The 16,413-nt window shown below is 36.0% G+C and carries 18 protein-coding genes; 8 read left to right on the top strand and 10 right to left on the bottom strand.

Annotated features, from left to right (window positions below):
• The first annotated feature begins 47 nt into the window (after positions 1 to 47).
• The 3 genes from clcA (at position 48) to HW347_RS09880 (ending at position 2,688) form a co-directional block, all read left to right on the top strand.
• A complete protein-coding gene (gene clcA / locus HW347_RS09890) occupies positions 48 to 1,379 on the top strand; it encodes a H(+)/Cl(-) exchange transporter ClcA (protein WP_214611734.1) in 1,332 nt (443 codons plus the stop codon).
• Positions 1,380 to 1,583: 204 nt separating this feature from the next.
• Complete coding sequence (locus tag HW347_RS09885) at positions 1,584 to 2,108, top strand: DUF1269 domain-containing protein (protein ID WP_214611733.1); 525 nt, start codon at positions 1,584 to 1,586, stop codon at positions 2,106 to 2,108.
• A gap of 46 nt (positions 2,109 to 2,154) precedes the next feature.
• Complete coding sequence (locus HW347_RS09880) at positions 2,155 to 2,688, top strand: hypothetical protein (RefSeq protein ID WP_214611732.1); 534 nt, start codon at positions 2,155 to 2,157, stop codon at positions 2,686 to 2,688.
• A gap of 223 nt (positions 2,689 to 2,911) precedes the next feature.
• Here the strand turns inward: HW347_RS09880 and HW347_RS09875 are convergent, their stop codons facing one another.
• The 9 genes from HW347_RS09875 to HW347_RS09835 form a co-directional block, all read right to left on the bottom strand.
• Positions 2,912 to 5,284, bottom strand: coding sequence for a glycoside hydrolase family 15 protein (locus HW347_RS09875; protein WP_214611731.1), 2,373 nt, complete (start codon positions 5,282 to 5,284; stop codon positions 2,912 to 2,914).
• A 114-nt stretch (positions 5,285 to 5,398) separates the two neighbouring features.
• Positions 5,399 to 5,764 carry an arsenate reductase family protein gene (locus tag HW347_RS09870; protein ID WP_214611730.1) on the bottom strand — a complete coding sequence of 122 codons (366 nt, stop codon included), beginning with the start codon at positions 5,762 to 5,764 and terminating at the stop codon, positions 5,399 to 5,401.
• A 57-nt stretch (positions 5,765 to 5,821) separates the two neighbouring features.
• Entirely contained in the window at positions 5,822 to 6,631 is an 810-nt protein-coding gene (locus HW347_RS09865) for a universal stress protein (RefSeq protein WP_214611729.1), read from the bottom strand.
• Between the two features lie 226 nt (positions 6,632 to 6,857).
• Positions 6,858 to 7,466, bottom strand: a complete 609-nt coding sequence (locus HW347_RS09860; protein ID WP_214611728.1) for a hypothetical protein — start codon at positions 7,464 to 7,466, stop codon at positions 6,858 to 6,860.
• Between the two features lie 8 nt (positions 7,467 to 7,474).
• Entirely contained in the window at positions 7,475 to 8,467 is a 993-nt protein-coding gene (locus HW347_RS09855) for a YHYH protein (RefSeq protein ID WP_214611727.1), read from the bottom strand.
• Between the two features lie 109 nt (positions 8,468 to 8,576).
• Entirely contained in the window at positions 8,577 to 8,957 is a 381-nt protein-coding gene (locus HW347_RS09850) for an EF-hand domain-containing protein (protein ID WP_214611726.1), read from the bottom strand.
• 54 nt (positions 8,958 to 9,011) lie between these two features.
• Positions 9,012 to 9,665: a hypothetical protein gene (locus HW347_RS09845; protein ID WP_214611725.1), complete on the bottom strand. Its 654-nt coding sequence runs from the start codon at positions 9,663 to 9,665 to the stop codon at positions 9,012 to 9,014.
• Positions 9,652 to 10,653: a YHYH protein gene (locus tag HW347_RS09840; RefSeq protein ID WP_214611724.1), complete on the bottom strand. Its 1,002-nt coding sequence runs from the start codon at positions 10,651 to 10,653 to the stop codon at positions 9,652 to 9,654. Before HW347_RS09840 ends, HW347_RS09845 begins: the two co-directional genes overlap by 14 nt.
• Before the next feature lie 41 nt (positions 10,654 to 10,694).
• A complete protein-coding gene (locus HW347_RS09835) occupies positions 10,695 to 10,982 on the bottom strand; it encodes an EF-hand domain-containing protein (RefSeq protein WP_225901890.1) in 288 nt (95 codons plus the stop codon).
• 398 nt (positions 10,983 to 11,380) lie between these two features.
• Between HW347_RS09835 and HW347_RS09830 the strand changes: the two genes are divergently transcribed.
• From HW347_RS09830 to HW347_RS09810, 5 genes are all read left to right on the top strand, one after another.
• Positions 11,381 to 12,796: an MBL fold metallo-hydrolase gene (locus HW347_RS09830; RefSeq protein ID WP_214611723.1), complete on the top strand. Its 1,416-nt coding sequence runs from the start codon at positions 11,381 to 11,383 to the stop codon at positions 12,794 to 12,796.
• Between the two features lie 165 nt (positions 12,797 to 12,961).
• The gene (locus HW347_RS09825; RefSeq protein WP_214611722.1) at positions 12,962 to 13,306 is read left to right on the top strand and encodes a rhodanese-like domain-containing protein; all 345 of its coding nucleotides are present in this window, start codon (positions 12,962 to 12,964) and stop codon (positions 13,304 to 13,306) included.
• Between the two features lie 54 nt (positions 13,307 to 13,360).
• Positions 13,361 to 13,630 carry a heavy-metal-associated domain-containing protein gene (locus HW347_RS09820; protein ID WP_155597148.1) on the top strand — a complete coding sequence of 90 codons (270 nt, stop codon included), beginning with the start codon at positions 13,361 to 13,363 and terminating at the stop codon, positions 13,628 to 13,630.
• A 107-nt stretch (positions 13,631 to 13,737) separates the two neighbouring features.
• Positions 13,738 to 13,944, top strand: coding sequence for a YgaP family membrane protein (locus tag HW347_RS09815; RefSeq protein ID WP_214611721.1), 207 nt, complete (start codon positions 13,738 to 13,740; stop codon positions 13,942 to 13,944).
• A gap of 13 nt (positions 13,945 to 13,957) precedes the next feature.
• Complete coding sequence (locus tag HW347_RS09810) at positions 13,958 to 14,590, top strand: Crp/Fnr family transcriptional regulator (RefSeq protein WP_214611720.1); 633 nt, start codon at positions 13,958 to 13,960, stop codon at positions 14,588 to 14,590.
• Between the two features lie 112 nt (positions 14,591 to 14,702).
• Here HW347_RS09810 and HW347_RS09805 read toward each other — a convergent pair whose 3' ends face one another.
• Positions 14,703 to 16,097, bottom strand: coding sequence for an MBL fold metallo-hydrolase (locus HW347_RS09805; RefSeq protein ID WP_214611719.1), 1,395 nt, complete (start codon positions 16,095 to 16,097; stop codon positions 14,703 to 14,705).
• Positions 16,098 to 16,413: the final 316 nt, after the last annotated feature.

The raw sequence follows: 16,413 nt of genomic DNA, 5'->3' as shown, positions 1-16,413 counted from the left end.
TAATTTTGTGAATCTATATTCAATTTGGATACAGTTTAAGCACAGCCATGAACAATAGAAAAATAACCCGGTCACGATATAGGTTAGTAGATCTAGATGTCAGTAATTATAGACTTTTATTTTATGCACTTTTGGTGGGTTTGGTTACAGGTCTATTGAGTTCTGCTTTTAGGTTGGTTCTTGCTCGTTTAGCTGCGCTTAGAACAACTTTTCAAATAGGTGAGATTGGTCAGGCTTGGCAAGATTGGCTCTGGCCTATGCTTTTTACTTTTTTTGGTATTTGGTTTTCAATATTCTTGGTCAAAAAATACGCTCCTGAAACTGCTGGTAGTGGTATTCAGGAAATTGAAGGTGCTCTAGATGGTTTAAGACCGGTGAGATGGCGCAGGGTTTTACCTATTAAATTCATCGCTTCTATATTTTCATTAAGTAGTGGCTTGCTATTGGGTCGTGAAGGACCAACAGTACAGATAGGTGCCAACGTTGGTAAGATGGCAGAAGACGTTTTTAAGCAATCTTCAGAAGAGGATAATCCATTAATCAGCGCAGGTGCGGCATCAGGTTTGGCAAGTGCCTTTAACGCTCCTTTTGCAGGTATCATTTTTGTTATTGAAGAAATGAACGGCCATTTTAAGTTTAATTTTTATTCACTAGCAGCGCTTATGATCGGTGCCGGTTCTGCAGATATGGTAGTACGGTTGTTGGTTGGGAGTGGACCTGTCCTTAAAACAACCATTTTTACTTTTGAAGAATTATCTGGCATATGGTTGTTTGTCTTGTTGGGGCTTGTGCTTAGCGTAATCGGAATTATGTTTAACAAATTATTGATTGGCGCTTTGGATTTATTTAAAAAACTGAAAGTAAGTTATGTCATCATTGCGCTCTGTATGGCGTTTATAATTACTGCGGTAGGATTGTATTCAGAAGATATGATTGGAGCAGGTTACAGCACTATTTCACATGTATATAATAGTTCTTTTACGTTAAAGTTTCTTCTAGCGCTGTTTATTGTCCGTTTTGTTCTTTCTGTTCTTAGTTATGGCTCGGGAGTACCAGGAGGTATTTTTACTCCTTTAATAACTTTAGGGGTTATTCTAGGGATGCTTTTTGGCGGAGTAGCGCAACATTTTTTCCCAGACCTGGTGCCTGATCCAGCTATTTTTGGTGTTGCCGGTATGGCGGGCATCTTTGCCTCAACCATTAGGGCTCCACTCACGGGTTTGGCGCTTTCCGTAGAAATGACGGCAAATTATGAGTTGATATTACCGTTGATTTTTACTGCGGTTACGGCATCAGTTTGTACTACCATGCTAGGTAATGCACCTATTTATTCCATATTACTTAAACGTGTTTTGAATAAAGACGAGAGCTCCCTATAGAAATTACAATGCCATGTTTCAATATAAAATACTGTTTATCAATTGCTTATCAATTTTAAGAATAAATAACTGCTTTGTTAAAAAAATATTAAAACTAAGGGTAACTGATCTGGGTCATTCTTATCGCTTATCAATCAAGATAATTTTGACCTATCAAAAGATGATAAGAATTTGAAGTTTAATTAATAATTAAATAAGAATCATATGAAAAATGGAGTAACAGTCGCTATATGCGACTCGCATCAAAAAGCCGAAAAAGTGGTTAAAGAACTACAAGAGTCTGGCTTTGATATGAAAAAGCTTTCTATTGTTGGTAAAGATTACCACGAGGAAGACAAAGTAATGGGGTTTTATAACACTGGTGATAGAATGAAAAACTGGGGGTCGGCAGGAGCTTTCTGGGGAGGTATCTGGGGACTTGTTTTTGGTGCCGGTTTTTTCTTAATACCAGGTGTTGGACCGGTTATGTTGGCAGGTCCTATAATATCATCTTTAGTAGGTGCTCTTGAAGGAGCTGTAGTTGTTGGGGGATTATCTGCCCTTGGTGGTGCTCTTTTTGGTATTGGAATTCCAAAAGATAGCGTATTACAATATGAGACTGCTCTTAAAGCAGATAAGTTTCTAGTAATTGCTAACGGCACCCCTGAAGAACTAGAGAAAGCAAAAAAAATAATGTCAGATTCAGCTACTAAAGTAGATAACCATTCAGATGAAGCGGTATCTGCATAAGTATCAAAAATAATTTTAACTGAAATTCATATTAAATTATAAGAAAATGAAAACAGTAGTATTAAGTGCAGTTTTAATGGGATTGGCTTTTCAATCTAATGCACAAGACATGCTCTTTAGAGCTAAATTGGAAGTAGAAGAAGTACCAGAACTAGTAGTAACCGCTGTGGAAGAAGATTTTCCGGATTTCTCAATTGTGGAGTACAATGCGATACCCGTAGAATATGTAGAGGGAGATGTTTACATCAACCCAAATATAGATTCTAATGCAGATTACGATACCTTTCAAATAGTAATGAAAGAGAAAGGAAAAGAACTTACTGCTACTTATGACAGAGACGGTAACCTTGTTAAAACTACAGAGCATTTTAAAAATGTAGCGCTACCTTATGCCGTAAGTAAATCTATTGCAAAAGAATATCCTGAATGGAAATTTGAAAAAGATTCTTACGACATGGTTCAATTGGGAAATGGGAAAGCAAAAAAACGTTATAGAGTTATCCTAGAAAACCATGGTAAAAAAATACATGTACATACGAATGCAAAAGGCAAAATTTTGAATCATCATAAAAAAGCCTAGTACAAGAAAAACACCATTGGCTTTTTAAGACACTGGTATGATTAGAGTTGGTTGGTAATTGGAAGACAGGCAGCAGAGGTGAATATCACTTTCTACCGCCTGTTTTTTTGTCAATATTTATGATACAGAACAAAAAAAAGTAGACATCTGCATGTCTACTTTTTTCTAAAGAGTAATCTTATGATTTTACTACTAGTTGAGTTTCTCAATCACTAATCAAGCATTATTCATTAGCTATACTTACAGAATAATTTCTCTGTTCCCACTTGTCTGCTTCTTTCCAATGAAATGTAAATTGCAATGCAGTAGACTGGGGTGTTGTGGGTATAATATTGGTTACAAAAATGCCGAATTTCATATTTTCGGATTCTGTAATAAACGTACTTTTCCAATCATCATCTGTCCAATGAACCGTACATTCCGTTAAGGTCTCAATTCGTAATGTTTTGTCTTTAGGTAGTGTTCTGGTTCCATTATCAAAACGCCATATTTTATAATCTGATTTCTTTTTTTTCCTCAGATAACGTTCGCACGTTTGGCTGGGCATGTCAAAAACATTTTTGTGCTGTATAGAAATGCAGAGTTTAATATATTCTGCATGTGCCCAAGTTAGTGGCATTGCAGAACCAGTATGTTCACCAAAGTATAAGCCCTTTTCGGGAATATCAGCTTTGTCCCATATTTGTTCCGGTAACAAACCATTGTTTGCAAAGGCTTCCATAGCTATTAAATGCTTAGTAGCTGCTTCCATATTACCGGCGGCTATTTCATAATGACCTCTTTCTCCGGTCAACAGTGGCCATGCACGACCTATTCCGGTACCATCATAAGGGTCTCCGTTTTCTTGCTCACCATAACCATCACCATTATAACGGTACCAGCAATCACCATTAGGAGTTGCAACCTTTAATTCAGCGTCTATAACTTTTAATGTGTTCAGAATTTTGGGGTCATCGGCTGCCCGAAGACCAAACCTGACTAGCGCTAAAGCGTCTACACTGATCAGTTCGTTTATTTTTGTTTCTCCATAATCAGAATGGTGATTTTTAAGTTTAATAGTTCGGTCACCCAATTCCGTTGCAGGAATATCTGAAAATGGATTAATACGAATATAATACCCGTCTACACCGTGTTTTTGGGCTAGGGGAGTACCCGTAACATAGGTGCGGTATTCTATAGTATCGTTCCAACTATCTGCGGTTTCGCGGCAATAGATGGCAAAATCTTTTTCGTCACTTACTTCTGCCAGTTCGGCTCCGGCCAATAATGCGGCAATTTCTGTGGCCATCGTAAAGGGAGAAAAACCATCTTCTTCTTCCCAACGGTCTTGACTGGTATACGGGCCATTTTTCAATAGAAATGTAATCGCTTTTTTTGCTAAAGGCCAATATCTTTTCATCCGGCTTACACCCATTGTGTTGCGTAAGTAGCCTTTGAGTATTTCCAAAATTGGCAGGGCAATTTGATCCATCTGCAGGCCATCCCAGTTAGGTTCTCCTTGAAGCCACATATTTTGTGGCCAACTACCATCTTCATTTTGGGTAGACATCAAATAGTTAACGATACGGGATACATCTGCTTTTGTTTCCAACGCATTAAATCCGCCTGCAGTTTCCAGTAAATCTCTTGGCCAAACTACATGGTAGCCACTTTTGTCCGAGTCTCCTTTTGTGTTTCCCCAAGGAATGGAAAGACTAGCAATAATTCCCCCGGGAAAATTTTTGGCCTCGTGCATACGCAACATGGCAGCACTCATTCTAAAATTTGCTGCAGGTATATTTGGTAGGGTATCTTGCCAAGTTTGCCATTCTTGTATGTATTTTCTTTTTGCGGTTTCAAAACCATTTAGAATACTTGCCCTTGCGTGATTGGCGGCTTCTATATGGGTTCTTCCAAAACTTATGGCCAAAACAAAATCTTTTTCTGTAAGATCTATTTCTCCAGTAAGTGCCACATTTCCATTAATGGCAAGGTCATATTCCCATTCTAATTTTCCATGTTGGCGAATATCTCTCCAACCGTCAGATGTTCCTACAAACCCTACGGAACGTTTCACCCATTTTGTGGAACAAGCCATAGCCAATGCAATGTTTCCATTCTGAGCGAATAGCATTTCAACACCTTTATATTCACCAATCCATCCTGTGTTGTGGCCACCCTCATTGTTTAGATGCGGAGCAAGTAATGCAAATAGCCGTAAAGGAAGTTCGGGGTCTTTCTGATCAAAAACTATATGTTGTAGAATAGTATTTCTATAAGGATCTACAATGACTTCTTTAGTAATCTGAAATTTTTGGAACTTGTCCGTATTAACTATATGATACGCGGGAATACCATCTTTGAGTGTTTCTATAAAGTGTTCCGTATCTCTTTTTTCTTCTGAAAAGAACTCATGGCCATCGGTAACAACAAAACCCATATCACGTATGCAAGCAATATCTTCTCGTGGGTAATAAGCTTCGTTAAGAATACCGTGACTAAGGGTGAAAGTTACATCTGATGCAGAATTTAAGGCTTTGCCTATTCCTGTTTTTGTACTAGAAGTCCATCTAGCCTCCATTCCTGGTGCGCCGGGCGCCTCTGATTGCTGAGACATATTTTAAGTTGTAATAAATTGATATTCAGTTCTTCCTGCTTCATTTGTACATTTTCTATTTCATCATATGCGAATACCGTTCTATTTACTTGTACATGTTATATGCAGTAGGAATTATAATTTAGTTATATCTGTAGGGTTTTTGACCAAGATGGTCTTGTTGCCACGTAGGGCAATAGGTTGTTTTATAATTTGAGGATTGTACCGCATCATTTTTATCCAATCATCTGTAGATAAACTATACTGCTCAAAGTGTTTTTTATAGGCTGGAATCTCTTTGTTTACCAAGTCCGCCACTTCTAATTGTAGTCGTTCCGCTAGTTCTAAGATTTGTGTTCCAGTGAGTTTATTTTTGAGGAGATCAATTTCTTCTACAGGTAATCCTTCTGCTTTGGCATAGGCCAAGGCTTGTTTTGCCCGTAATGATTTTGAGCTATAGTAAAACGTAATCTGTTTGCTTGATGTAGCTATTTCCCCCATAATCTAAATTTCAAGACCTATTTATTTTGTGTGTTGTTCTCCTCCAAATAATTTGTTTTATTCAATTTGTGGTAGTACCATAAAAGGCACTTCAGTTTTAAAAGCGATACTTTTTACGATGTTCTCACGTGTTAAGCTTTCAAAAAAACCGTGCTTCGTCTTCAAAATGGATAGCATACCTATATTTTGGTTTGTATTTTTTATTTGAACCAATGTATTGGCTACAGAATCTTGTAAATCGATTTCAAAAAAATGACCTTTCACTCCTTTGAGTCCGCTTCTCAATATTTCTTTGTTTATTTTTTGTTCATCGCTCAAAGCTTCTTCAGTTTTAATGTGAGCTATGTTCAAATCGGCATTACAGATTAAAGCTATTTGAACAATAGGGGTGAGCTCTTCAGTTTTGAAAGTATGTTTGAAGTCCGTTGCAAAAACAATTTCCTTTAGACTATTAATGGTATAGACAGAGGGTACAGAAATTATTGGGAAATTCTTAATATCTCTAATGAGTTGTAGCGTATTAGTTCCCACAAAAGCTTCACGGAGGGCAGACAAGCCTTTTGTTCCGACAAATATATAATCTGCCTTTTCGCTAATTACAGTCCGCTTTGTTAAGCTAAAAACTGAATCGGTTTCTAAGATTCCCTCAAAACGATGATTATAAGTCGTGTTTTGAGCCTGCAATTCTTTCACAAGTTTATTCAGGTCTTCTTGAAAGGTCATTTTAGACCCTGGGGCAGAAGGCGCATCATGATATGCGTGTATGATATAAAATGTGCAAGTCTCATTTTTGAAAAGAAGAAGTGCATAATCAATAGCCCTTTGTGCATTTTTTGAAAAATCGGTAGGAATTATAATTTTTTTCATTTCACAGAATTATTCAGTTCTAAAATATCTTATGGTCACTATTAATTAGTAGCTCCAAGGCTTTAACAACCTCTTTTCCAAGCGTTACTAGATTGTTTTCTAAAGACTAAAGGTATTGTAGTAAGATAATACTGACTATGACATAGGTCATATAAAAAAATAGCTATGCAATCTTAGATTGCATAGCTATTTTTGATAAAGAACTAAAAATGAAATGGATAGCTGCCTATTCGCTATCCTTCTGAGATGAGAATAACTTTTTACCCACTATAAGAATTGGAATCGCTGTAAAAAACCATAAATATTTTGTGTCAAAGCCTTCTGTTTTGGCTACCATTTTATTGTTTTCGAAATTAACAGAAGTAGCGTAATCATTTTTTTCGGTTAGAATAACCTTGTCCGATACACCATGCAAAGACAATGAAAAAACCGTTTGATGGTGGTCGTTCTCTTTGAATGCATCAATTTTAATAGCTAGGTTGCTGAACTTATGAGGTAAATCTGAGGTTATAAATTTTAAATCCGTTTGGTGGTTTCCCAGTTTCAGACCGCCGTTTAAAAGCTGGACCTGATTACCGTTTACCATTAAATTGAAATTATCTTTTATATAACCTACCGCTAATTTCTTATACTCAACATCAGACAATTTATCGAAATTAATTTCTGGATAATGTTTGTTTAGGGCCTCTTGAAAACCAGCCTGACTTACACTAACGTTCAATATTCCCAATTCTTGATTAACCTCTAAATAGTAGGTAGCCGACAATGGATTGTGGGCGTACGTCATTTTTATGGTCAGCATAGTAAGTAAGCAAAAAATAAAAGTCTTTTTCATAACGCTTCTTATTGGTAACTAAAGTTGTTGCTTGCCGCTACTCCTTTAAGACATTTTGGAACGTTTGGAGCATCTGTATTACTGGCAACATAATGATATGTACCATTTGGGTATTCTGTTGTAGCTGCAGTTCTTCCGCCGCAATCATCTAAATCGTCCGGTTCAACCCCATAGGCATATATTGGAAAACCATCTTTAGCAAAACCTATTAATTTGGTGTCAACAACCTGTTCCACCAATGTACAGGAAACGTCCGTTATATTATTGGCCTCCAAGACTTGGTTCATGGATGCTGCCACAAAATGCCAGTGATAGTAGCCAGCTGGATCATGATGACCACCGCAAGGGTCTAAAGAAGGGATATTACCTGCTTTTTCTCTACCTGGGTTAGCAACAGAAGGTGGAGCGCCGTTAATAGGAGCACCATCTATTGAAACACCAACCAATTCAATTGTATCTATATCATTATTTGAAGATGCCAATTTTGGTGTTGTAGGAATCAGAAATGTCAATTGTAAATTATTATCAGGAGCAGCTTGTAAACAATAAGCTAAATCTCCATCTACAGGTCCTGAAGCAAAATCATCTGTGTTAATGTTGCCTTCGTCATCTACAATATCGTAACCATCTGCTTCCATAGCATTGAACAATTCTGCTTTCATTACTTGAAAACCAGGATTTGTAGCTCCATCATAAACCCCTAAACCACCAATATCATTAATAGTTTCAGGGCAAAAAGGGCCACTTTCTACTGGGTTACTTGAGAAAGTTAATTGAAAACATTCTGCACTAGAACCATCTTCTAAAGTAGCGGTAACGGTTTCAAAAGAGACTAATGAAGTACTGTTGAAAGCCGCTTCTGTAATTAAATAATCGCCACTATCCGTAGCTGTTTCAGTTTCAGCGTCTGTACTACCATCTGTACTTTCATCGGAACTGCAAGACCCAAAATTGAGGGAAATAAAAGTCAAGAATCCAAAGATGTAATTGAATTTGAACATGATCATTTTTTTAATTGATTAATTATTACGGATAAGCACCGTAAAGCATTTTAAAAGCAAGTATTTACGTTAATCAGCGCAGGGTTAAGTTGCCTTGCTAAAGCAAGTACTATTTCCCAGTTTTATTATCACCTCTGGGCGGTTTTCCATGTGGTGGATGACCTTTGGGTTTAGGTGCGTTAGTTAATTCTTCTTCTTCAATGTAACCATCGTTGTTGGTGTCTATTTTTAAAAAATCATGTTGTAAAGGACCTTTCACTTCGCTTTCAGATAATCTTCCATCCTTATCGCTATCCATCTCTGCCAACATTTCTTTTGCAGATGGTCTTTGCGGAGGTTCTTCGCCATCTTTGCATGGCCTTTTATCATCGTGCCGTTGATTCATCTTGTTTTGATCAACTTGATCTTTCTTTTGTTTCTCACCACAAGCGGTACATAGTGCCAACCCTATGGTTACCATCCCTATTTTTAGGATACTTCTATATTTCATAAAACGTATTTAATATCAACTTAAATTGATTTAAACCAACATGAGTTGGTCAATCTAACTTTTGGCGAAAGGGTATTTTTTCTTCGATTTAAATTTCTTTGCCATACCAAAAGCTCCGAGTATCAATACCAATCCAAGTACATACCAATTAACAGAGATACCTGCTAAACCAATGGACTTTTCCTGAAGTACAAATTCATTGTTTTCAAGATGTACCTGAGCTACATATTGGTTTTTTTTATCCAACGAAAACAAGTTTCTTTTGGAACCATTTTTTAAGACCATAAAACTACTGGTACTTCTGTTTATATCTTTAAACAGGGTATTCTGCAATTTCACAGTTTCAAAGTTTGCCGGGGGAACAAACTTGTAGACCACAATAGTTTCATGGCCTAATTTAATAATAGGCTTAACAAGGTTTATCTCTTTAGCATCAATATTTAGATGTAAGTTTCTTGATAAAAGCGTACCCATTAAATCTTGAAATTCTTCTGGTGTTTTATAACCTTCAGCTGTGTATTCCGCATGAACTACTTGCTCAAAAGCAGTAAGGGAAGCTCTTATTTGAAGCGTCCAAACGCCATTCTTACCTTCTACTAAAATGGTACTTGATTGAGAAGGGGAGTGGGCAAAGGCCACCATGGGGAGCAGTAGCCATAAGAAGGCTACAAGCAACCCATTTCTTTTGCTGGATTTATTCAATGACATAAGCACCTTTTAAACAGTTAATAAAGTTGTTGTTTCCTGCAGCGTCAATATGATAATGGTAACCTCTAATATCATCTGAGTGACCTCTACAATCATCTAAATCTGTAGATTCATTGCCACTATCATCTAACATTTCATAAATTCCATTACCATCCATTGCGTACCCAATTAGTGGCGCATGATCATCATCTTGATCTATAGTAGTGCTATAGCCTGTAGCAGCATGATAATGGTAGCCTTGGTGTACGTTAATATGCCCACCTGCATCATCAAAAGGAGCAAGGGTATAGGCACTTAAAATACTATTTGTTGGAGCTGGAGCAGAATATTCTATTCCGTTAAGAGCAACACCACGTGTAGAAGGGATTGTACTTGCCGTCATTGGACCGCCACCACCTGTGGAGAAATAAGCCTTTTCGGATTGTAGAACTGGTGTAACCGGAATTAACCAAGTTTGCGAAAGATCGGTGATGTAAGAAGGAATACATTCTACACAGAAATTTTCATATTCGGCCCCAACATCTGGGTTGGCTGCATTAATACAATCATCTTCTGTTGCGGTAATAAAAACATCACCATTCTCATCATACATTTGCCATTTTTCATCATTATAAAAATTGGCCATGTTTTGAATAAAAGCACCATCTACATCATAAACTTCTCCGCTTTCTAACCATATACCTCCAGCCTCTGCATTGTCCGTAATATTATCAGGACACCAAGGACCCATTTCGTGATCAGAAGGAGTGCTGCCCGTTACTATTTTATAACAATCTGTTTCTGTACCGTCAGATAAGGTACAGGGTACGGTTGTTATCGTTAAATTATCTGTTGTAAAGTATTCGGGGTCTACATTCATTACAAGCTCTGTTGATACTTCTTCATCAACACTATCGTCTACAGATGTATCATCAGAATCGTTGCTACAGCTATTTAAAGAGAATAAAAAAGCAAAGCAGCCTAAAGTAAGGTAAAACGTATTTTTCATGATAAGGAGATTTTAAATTATAAGTAAGATTGTTTAAACGCTTATTGTCTTTGAGGTCTCTTTCCTGATGGTTTTGGAGCCTTTTTTACTTCTTCTTTTGATAAGAAACCATCTTTGTTGGTATCAATCTCTGTAAACTTTTCTTTTAAAGGACCGTTTACTTCAGTTTTAGAAAGAAGACCGTCTTTATTAGAATCCATTTTAGTAAAAATTGCATCAACAGAAGGTGGACCTTGTTTTGCAGGTTCACTGCTAGCTTGTTGGCTTTTGCACGAAACTGCCATTATTGCGATGGTTGTTACACCTATTAACATTGCTTTTGCACTCATATTTTTAGTTTTATGATTTGTGTTTACAGCTACAAATATTGGCAATGGTTTCATATGAAATAGCTTCATTAAGTGAATCATGGGAAGTTATCAGTGAATGAACTTAATAAAACCGTAAAGGATTTTCTCAATGTTCTTAATTGGTGCTATTTGTTGGTTATTAGGGTATTATGGTAGTGTGAAAAATGGGTGTGGAGTATAGGCTAAACTTATTTTTTGAAGAACGAATAACGGTAAAACAGGTGCTCTTTTCTTGATTTAAAAAGGGTGTTATTTATTTTTTTAACCTGACGGATATCATTTTTTTTGATTTTATAATTCATGAGCTTTGTAACTAATGTTACTTCGCAGGTTTTCAGTACGTTGTAACTTTACCCTAATTAAAAAAGCAAAGCATAATGAAGATAGAACAGATTTATACAGGATGTTTGGCACATGCGGCCTATTACGTAGAAAGTAATGGAGAAGCGGCTATTTTTGACCCACTACGTGAGGTACAACCTTATATAGATAGGGCAATGAATGACCATGCTAAAATTAAATATGTATTTGAGACTCATTTTCATGCAGATTTTGTGAGTGGTCATATAGACCTAAAAAAGAAAACAGGAGCAGAGATTGTTTTTGGCCCAACAGCAAAACCTGGCTATGATGCGTTGATTGCAGAAGATGGTCAAATTTTTAATGTTGGTGATTATAAAATAAAGGTCATTCACACTCCCGGTCATACAATGGAGAGTACAACCTATCTTTTAATAAATGAAGAAGGAAAAGAGTATGGCCTTATTACCGGAGATACTTTGTTTATTGGCGATGTGGGTAGACCGGATTTAGCACAACATGTAGTTGCAGATTTAACGGAAGAGAAGTTGGCAGGTTACCTATATGACTCTTTGCGCAACAAAATTATGCCGCTGAGCGATGATTTAATGGTATTCCCTAACCACGGTGCCGGTTCTGCTTGTGGAAAGAAGATGAGTAAGCAAACTACGGATACTTTAGGACACCAAAAAGCTACCAACTATGCGTTGCGAGCAGATATGACCAAAGAAGAGTTCATTAAAGAATTATTGACGGGCTTAACAACGCCTCCTAGTTATTTTCCACAAAATGTGATGATGAACATTAAAGGATATGATAGCTTGGATACGGTTATGGACCGTGCAAAAAAACCTTTATCTGCAGAGGCTTTTGAAGTGGTTGCTAATGAAACGGGAGCCTTGTTATTAGATACAAGAGATGCCAAAGATTTCGCAAAAGGGTTTGTTCCCAATAGCGTAAATATAGGTCTTGATGGAAGCTTTGCCCAATGGGTAGGAGAGATGATTCCGGATGTGAAACAAGAAATTCTTTTAATTACCTATCCCGGTAAACAGGAGGAAGCCATGACCAGATTATCTCGTGTGGGCTACGACCATACTATTGGTTATTTAAAAGACGGATTCAAAACATGGAAAGAAGCTAAGAAAGAGATTGAGACCGTTAGCCGTATTACACCAAAAGAATTAGAGATAGCCTACGCTGCGGAAAAACCGTTGGTTATAGATGTACGTAAGAAAAGCGAATTTGATTCTGAACATGTCATAGGTGCTATTAACGTACCGCTTAATGAAATCAACCAGCATTTGGCACAGTTTCCTAAAGAAAAACCTTTTGTGATTCACTGTGCAGGCGGGTACCGTAGTATGATAGCCTCGTCTATATTAAAACAAAGAGGTTGGGATAATTTTGTAGATGTAGAAGGTGGTTTTGCAGAAATTAAAAATACGGGCATAAGAGTATCAGACTACGTTTGTCCTACTACATTGCTCTAACATAAAAGCTAAGACACCAGCAGTTCTATTGATAACATAAATGGGATTTCTGGCGATAAAATAGAAACAACAAAAAAAATTGGTTGGTTATTTTATTGGGAAACGGTCAGGATTAATTAGACCGTTTCCTTTTTTTTAATCCTTCCTTCAAAAAAAATAAAAACTATGTCATTCTTAAGTTCAATATTCGGTAATAAAAGTGAAGCCTCAGATAAAATAAAAGTCTTGGATAAAAAGGAATATGCAACTGCTATTTCAGGTAAAAAAGTACAATTGGTAGATGTTCGTACGGCCAATGAGTTTAGCGGTGGGCATATAAAAGGAGCTAAGAATATCGATTTTTTTAATCAAGCCGCTTTTGAAAAATCTTTTTCAAGCTTAGATAAAACAAAACCGGTTTATGTCTATTGCCGTTCAGGAGCAAGAAGTCAGAAAGCATCTAGAAAACTCCTAGAAATGGGCTTTTCGCAAATTTTTGATTTAAAAGGAGGCTATTCAAGATGGTCTTAAATTTTATAAATAACCAACGGTTAACACCTTTGTGTGGCCGTAGAAAATAATTTTATGAAAACAACTATTATAGTTCAAAACCTAAAATGTGGCGGCTGCGCCAAAACCATAACTTCTAAAATTTCGGAGTTAGATGAGATATCTAACCTTTCGGTAGATGTAGAGTCTTCTATGGTTTCCTTTATGCATGAAGATGTAAACGTAGCCTTGCTTGTAAAAGACAAGTTAAAAGCATTGGGTTACCCATCCATAGACAGCGCTAATTCTATGGCCGCAAAGGCAATTTCTTTTGCTAGTTGTGTGAGTGGTAAAATGTCTAAGTAGTGAGCCCTCCAATTACTGAATATACAGAATAAAGGGTATGACAGGAATTGGATGAAGCCAGAATATTTCTGATGCGAGAAACCTTCAACCAACTAAATTTTAGAACCATGAAAAAGAATATGGGAAGTACAGACCGCATCATTAGATTTATTTTTGCCGCTATTGTTATTGTACTCTATTGGCAAAATAGTATTGGGGGCACTTTAGCTTACGTGCTGTTGGGCGTAGCTGCAATTTTTATTATAACCAGTTTTATAAACTTCTGTCCGTTATACACGCTTTTCGGGTTTAAGACCTGTTCTATTAAAGAGTGATTAAATTTTTAAGATGAACCAGCCATTACAAGAGAATTACGGGCATATTTTTGAGGAAGAACTTCTTCAAGAAATTGATAACGTAGCTACGTATAAAGAAATTCCTGAAGGATTTAAACTTATAGAAATAGGGGAATTCATTAAAACTATGCCGTTGCTGGTCTCAGGAGTAATAAAGGTGTTGAGGGAAGATGCCAAAGGTGATGAGCTATTGCTTTATTTCCTTGAGCATGGCGATACTTGTGCCATGACACTAAACTGTTGTGTAGGTCATAGAAAGAGTGAAATACGCGCGGTGGCAGAAACCGAAGCAAAGTTAATTATGGTGCCCATTAGTAAAATGGAAGAATGGATGGCCAAATACCCAAGCTGGCGTAATTTTATTCTAGAAAGTTACCATAATAGGCTGAATGAATTGCTGGAAACTTTAGACAGCATCGCATTTTTAAAAATGGATGAACGTCTTTTAAAATACCTGAAAAACAAATCTCGGGTTACAGGCAGCACCACTATAAATAGTACCCACCAAGAAATAGCTTACGAGCTACATACTTCTCGCGTAGTAATATCTAGGTTGCTTAAAAAACTGGAAAATATGGGCAAGGTTAAACTAAATCGATACCATATAAAATTGGTTGATTTGTAGAGTTGGGGGTGGTGTTTATGAATCTAATGTTTGAGGCGTAGAGCAGGTGATAACCACTTTTGTTTCGGTTTAGCACAGATGACTTATGTTTTTTATACCGTGTTAGGCACAGTTACTTTATTTCCGTGTTTAATTTCCAATCTTTTATTCCCATTAAGTTTAAGATTAGTATACCACTAATTCTATAAAGTAAGATATTAGCCTTTCTAAGTAATTCTACATCTACTTTATCGATACTACCATGTGTTATATTGTTTCTTAGTTCTTTTAATTCTCTAATTGTAATTGGAAATGTATTTGGGTCTAAACTTTGGTTTTCTAAAAAGGAAATCAATTGGTTTTTCATAGGCTTGTTCTGTAATAAAGTTAGAACATTTGCCCAACGCTTTTTAAAGACTTGCTGTTCATCAGTTTTAATTGTCTCTAATAGATTTGATAAAGCTTCTTCTTGTTTTTGTTTTATTTGTCTTTTGCTCAAAGTAAGGGTGAACTTTTCTGTGTCTTGTTTTTGCTTGTCACAAATCTCAATAATATTATAACGAATCAAAAATGCAGATGAATTGTCAACTAAATGCGATTGATTAAACAAAGTAATTGCTTTTGAAAGCATACCAAAGTTGGTTATAGATTCTGTTTGCCAACTTGATTGAAGAAATTTATTGAAATTCCAATTAATTCCAAATCCCCTAAGACTTCCATTTCTATCAAAATAGTTTTTTTGCTCACTTTTCTTTATGGTTATTGTACTTTCTGTCAAATGTATTCTACGAAGAGTGTAATCTATTTTTAGATGATGATAAAATGAAGCCAACATCAATACTACATTACCATAAAAAATAGTTTCTTTTTCTGTAATCTCATTTTGATATTTGAATTGGATTTTTGGTTCTTTTATAATGGAAGCAGTTCTATCTTTTACATTGCCTTTTGAATATAAATTGAATTCTGGACGAAATGATGATTTACCAAGTTTGTAAAACTTGGTTGCGTCTTTCTTTCTATTTATCTCAAATTTACCGTCATTTTTAAAAAATGTTTTTGGAGCAAAAATTCCATAAAATGATTGAACAACCCTAAATCCTTTATCGTCTAAATAAAATTCACCTGTATTTTTATTTTCTTCGTTAGAATCCCAATATGACTTAATTGTATCAATTGTGATAATAATATATTTTTCGTCACCTTTATAATAACTAGTGCTATTTGAAAGACCGATTAGTTTTGCTTCAGAAAAATCAATTTTTTGTAATCCCTCGTTAGTATGATTTTCAGTTAATTTTACTTTAATGAATGAGCCAAATTTTTTTGAATCGATATTATTTAACCAAGTTGATAATTTTTCTCCAAAATAAGTACTGTCTTCATAGAAGATTCTAAGTTCAATTTCATCTTGGTGTGAGTACAAGTGAGCGTGATGAATTTGTTTAACTTCCGTCTTAGTATCAATAAAATATGGATTTAAATCAACATTGGGAAATTCAATGTCGAGGCAATGGAATTCGCTCATTTAAGGTTTTGTTTTTTAATTGTGCCTAACAATTACATATCTACATTAGTATTCTTATCTCTCCATAATTGAGTATACAACAACTCTGTTAGTCCTACCCACATTTAGATTATACCTGCAATATAAATATTCGCGTCATTTTATTCTTACAGAAAGGCGTAATATTTATAGAAGAGTTTTGTTGTGCAGAGGTTCTGATAGCTCAAATTAGCTTTCGTCAATCTATATAACGTTTCATTTAGTTCTGCGGCAATAGAATGACTCATAGATTCTAATTTGTATATAAATGTTAAAAACAAAATAAAGACAGACAGGT

Origin of the sequence: Zobellia barbeyronii, from assembly GCF_018603515.1 — a bacterium.
Classification (GTDB): domain Bacteria; phylum Bacteroidota; class Bacteroidia; order Flavobacteriales; family Flavobacteriaceae; genus Zobellia; species Zobellia barbeyronii.
This window is presented reverse-complemented; position numbering and strand designations above follow the sequence as displayed.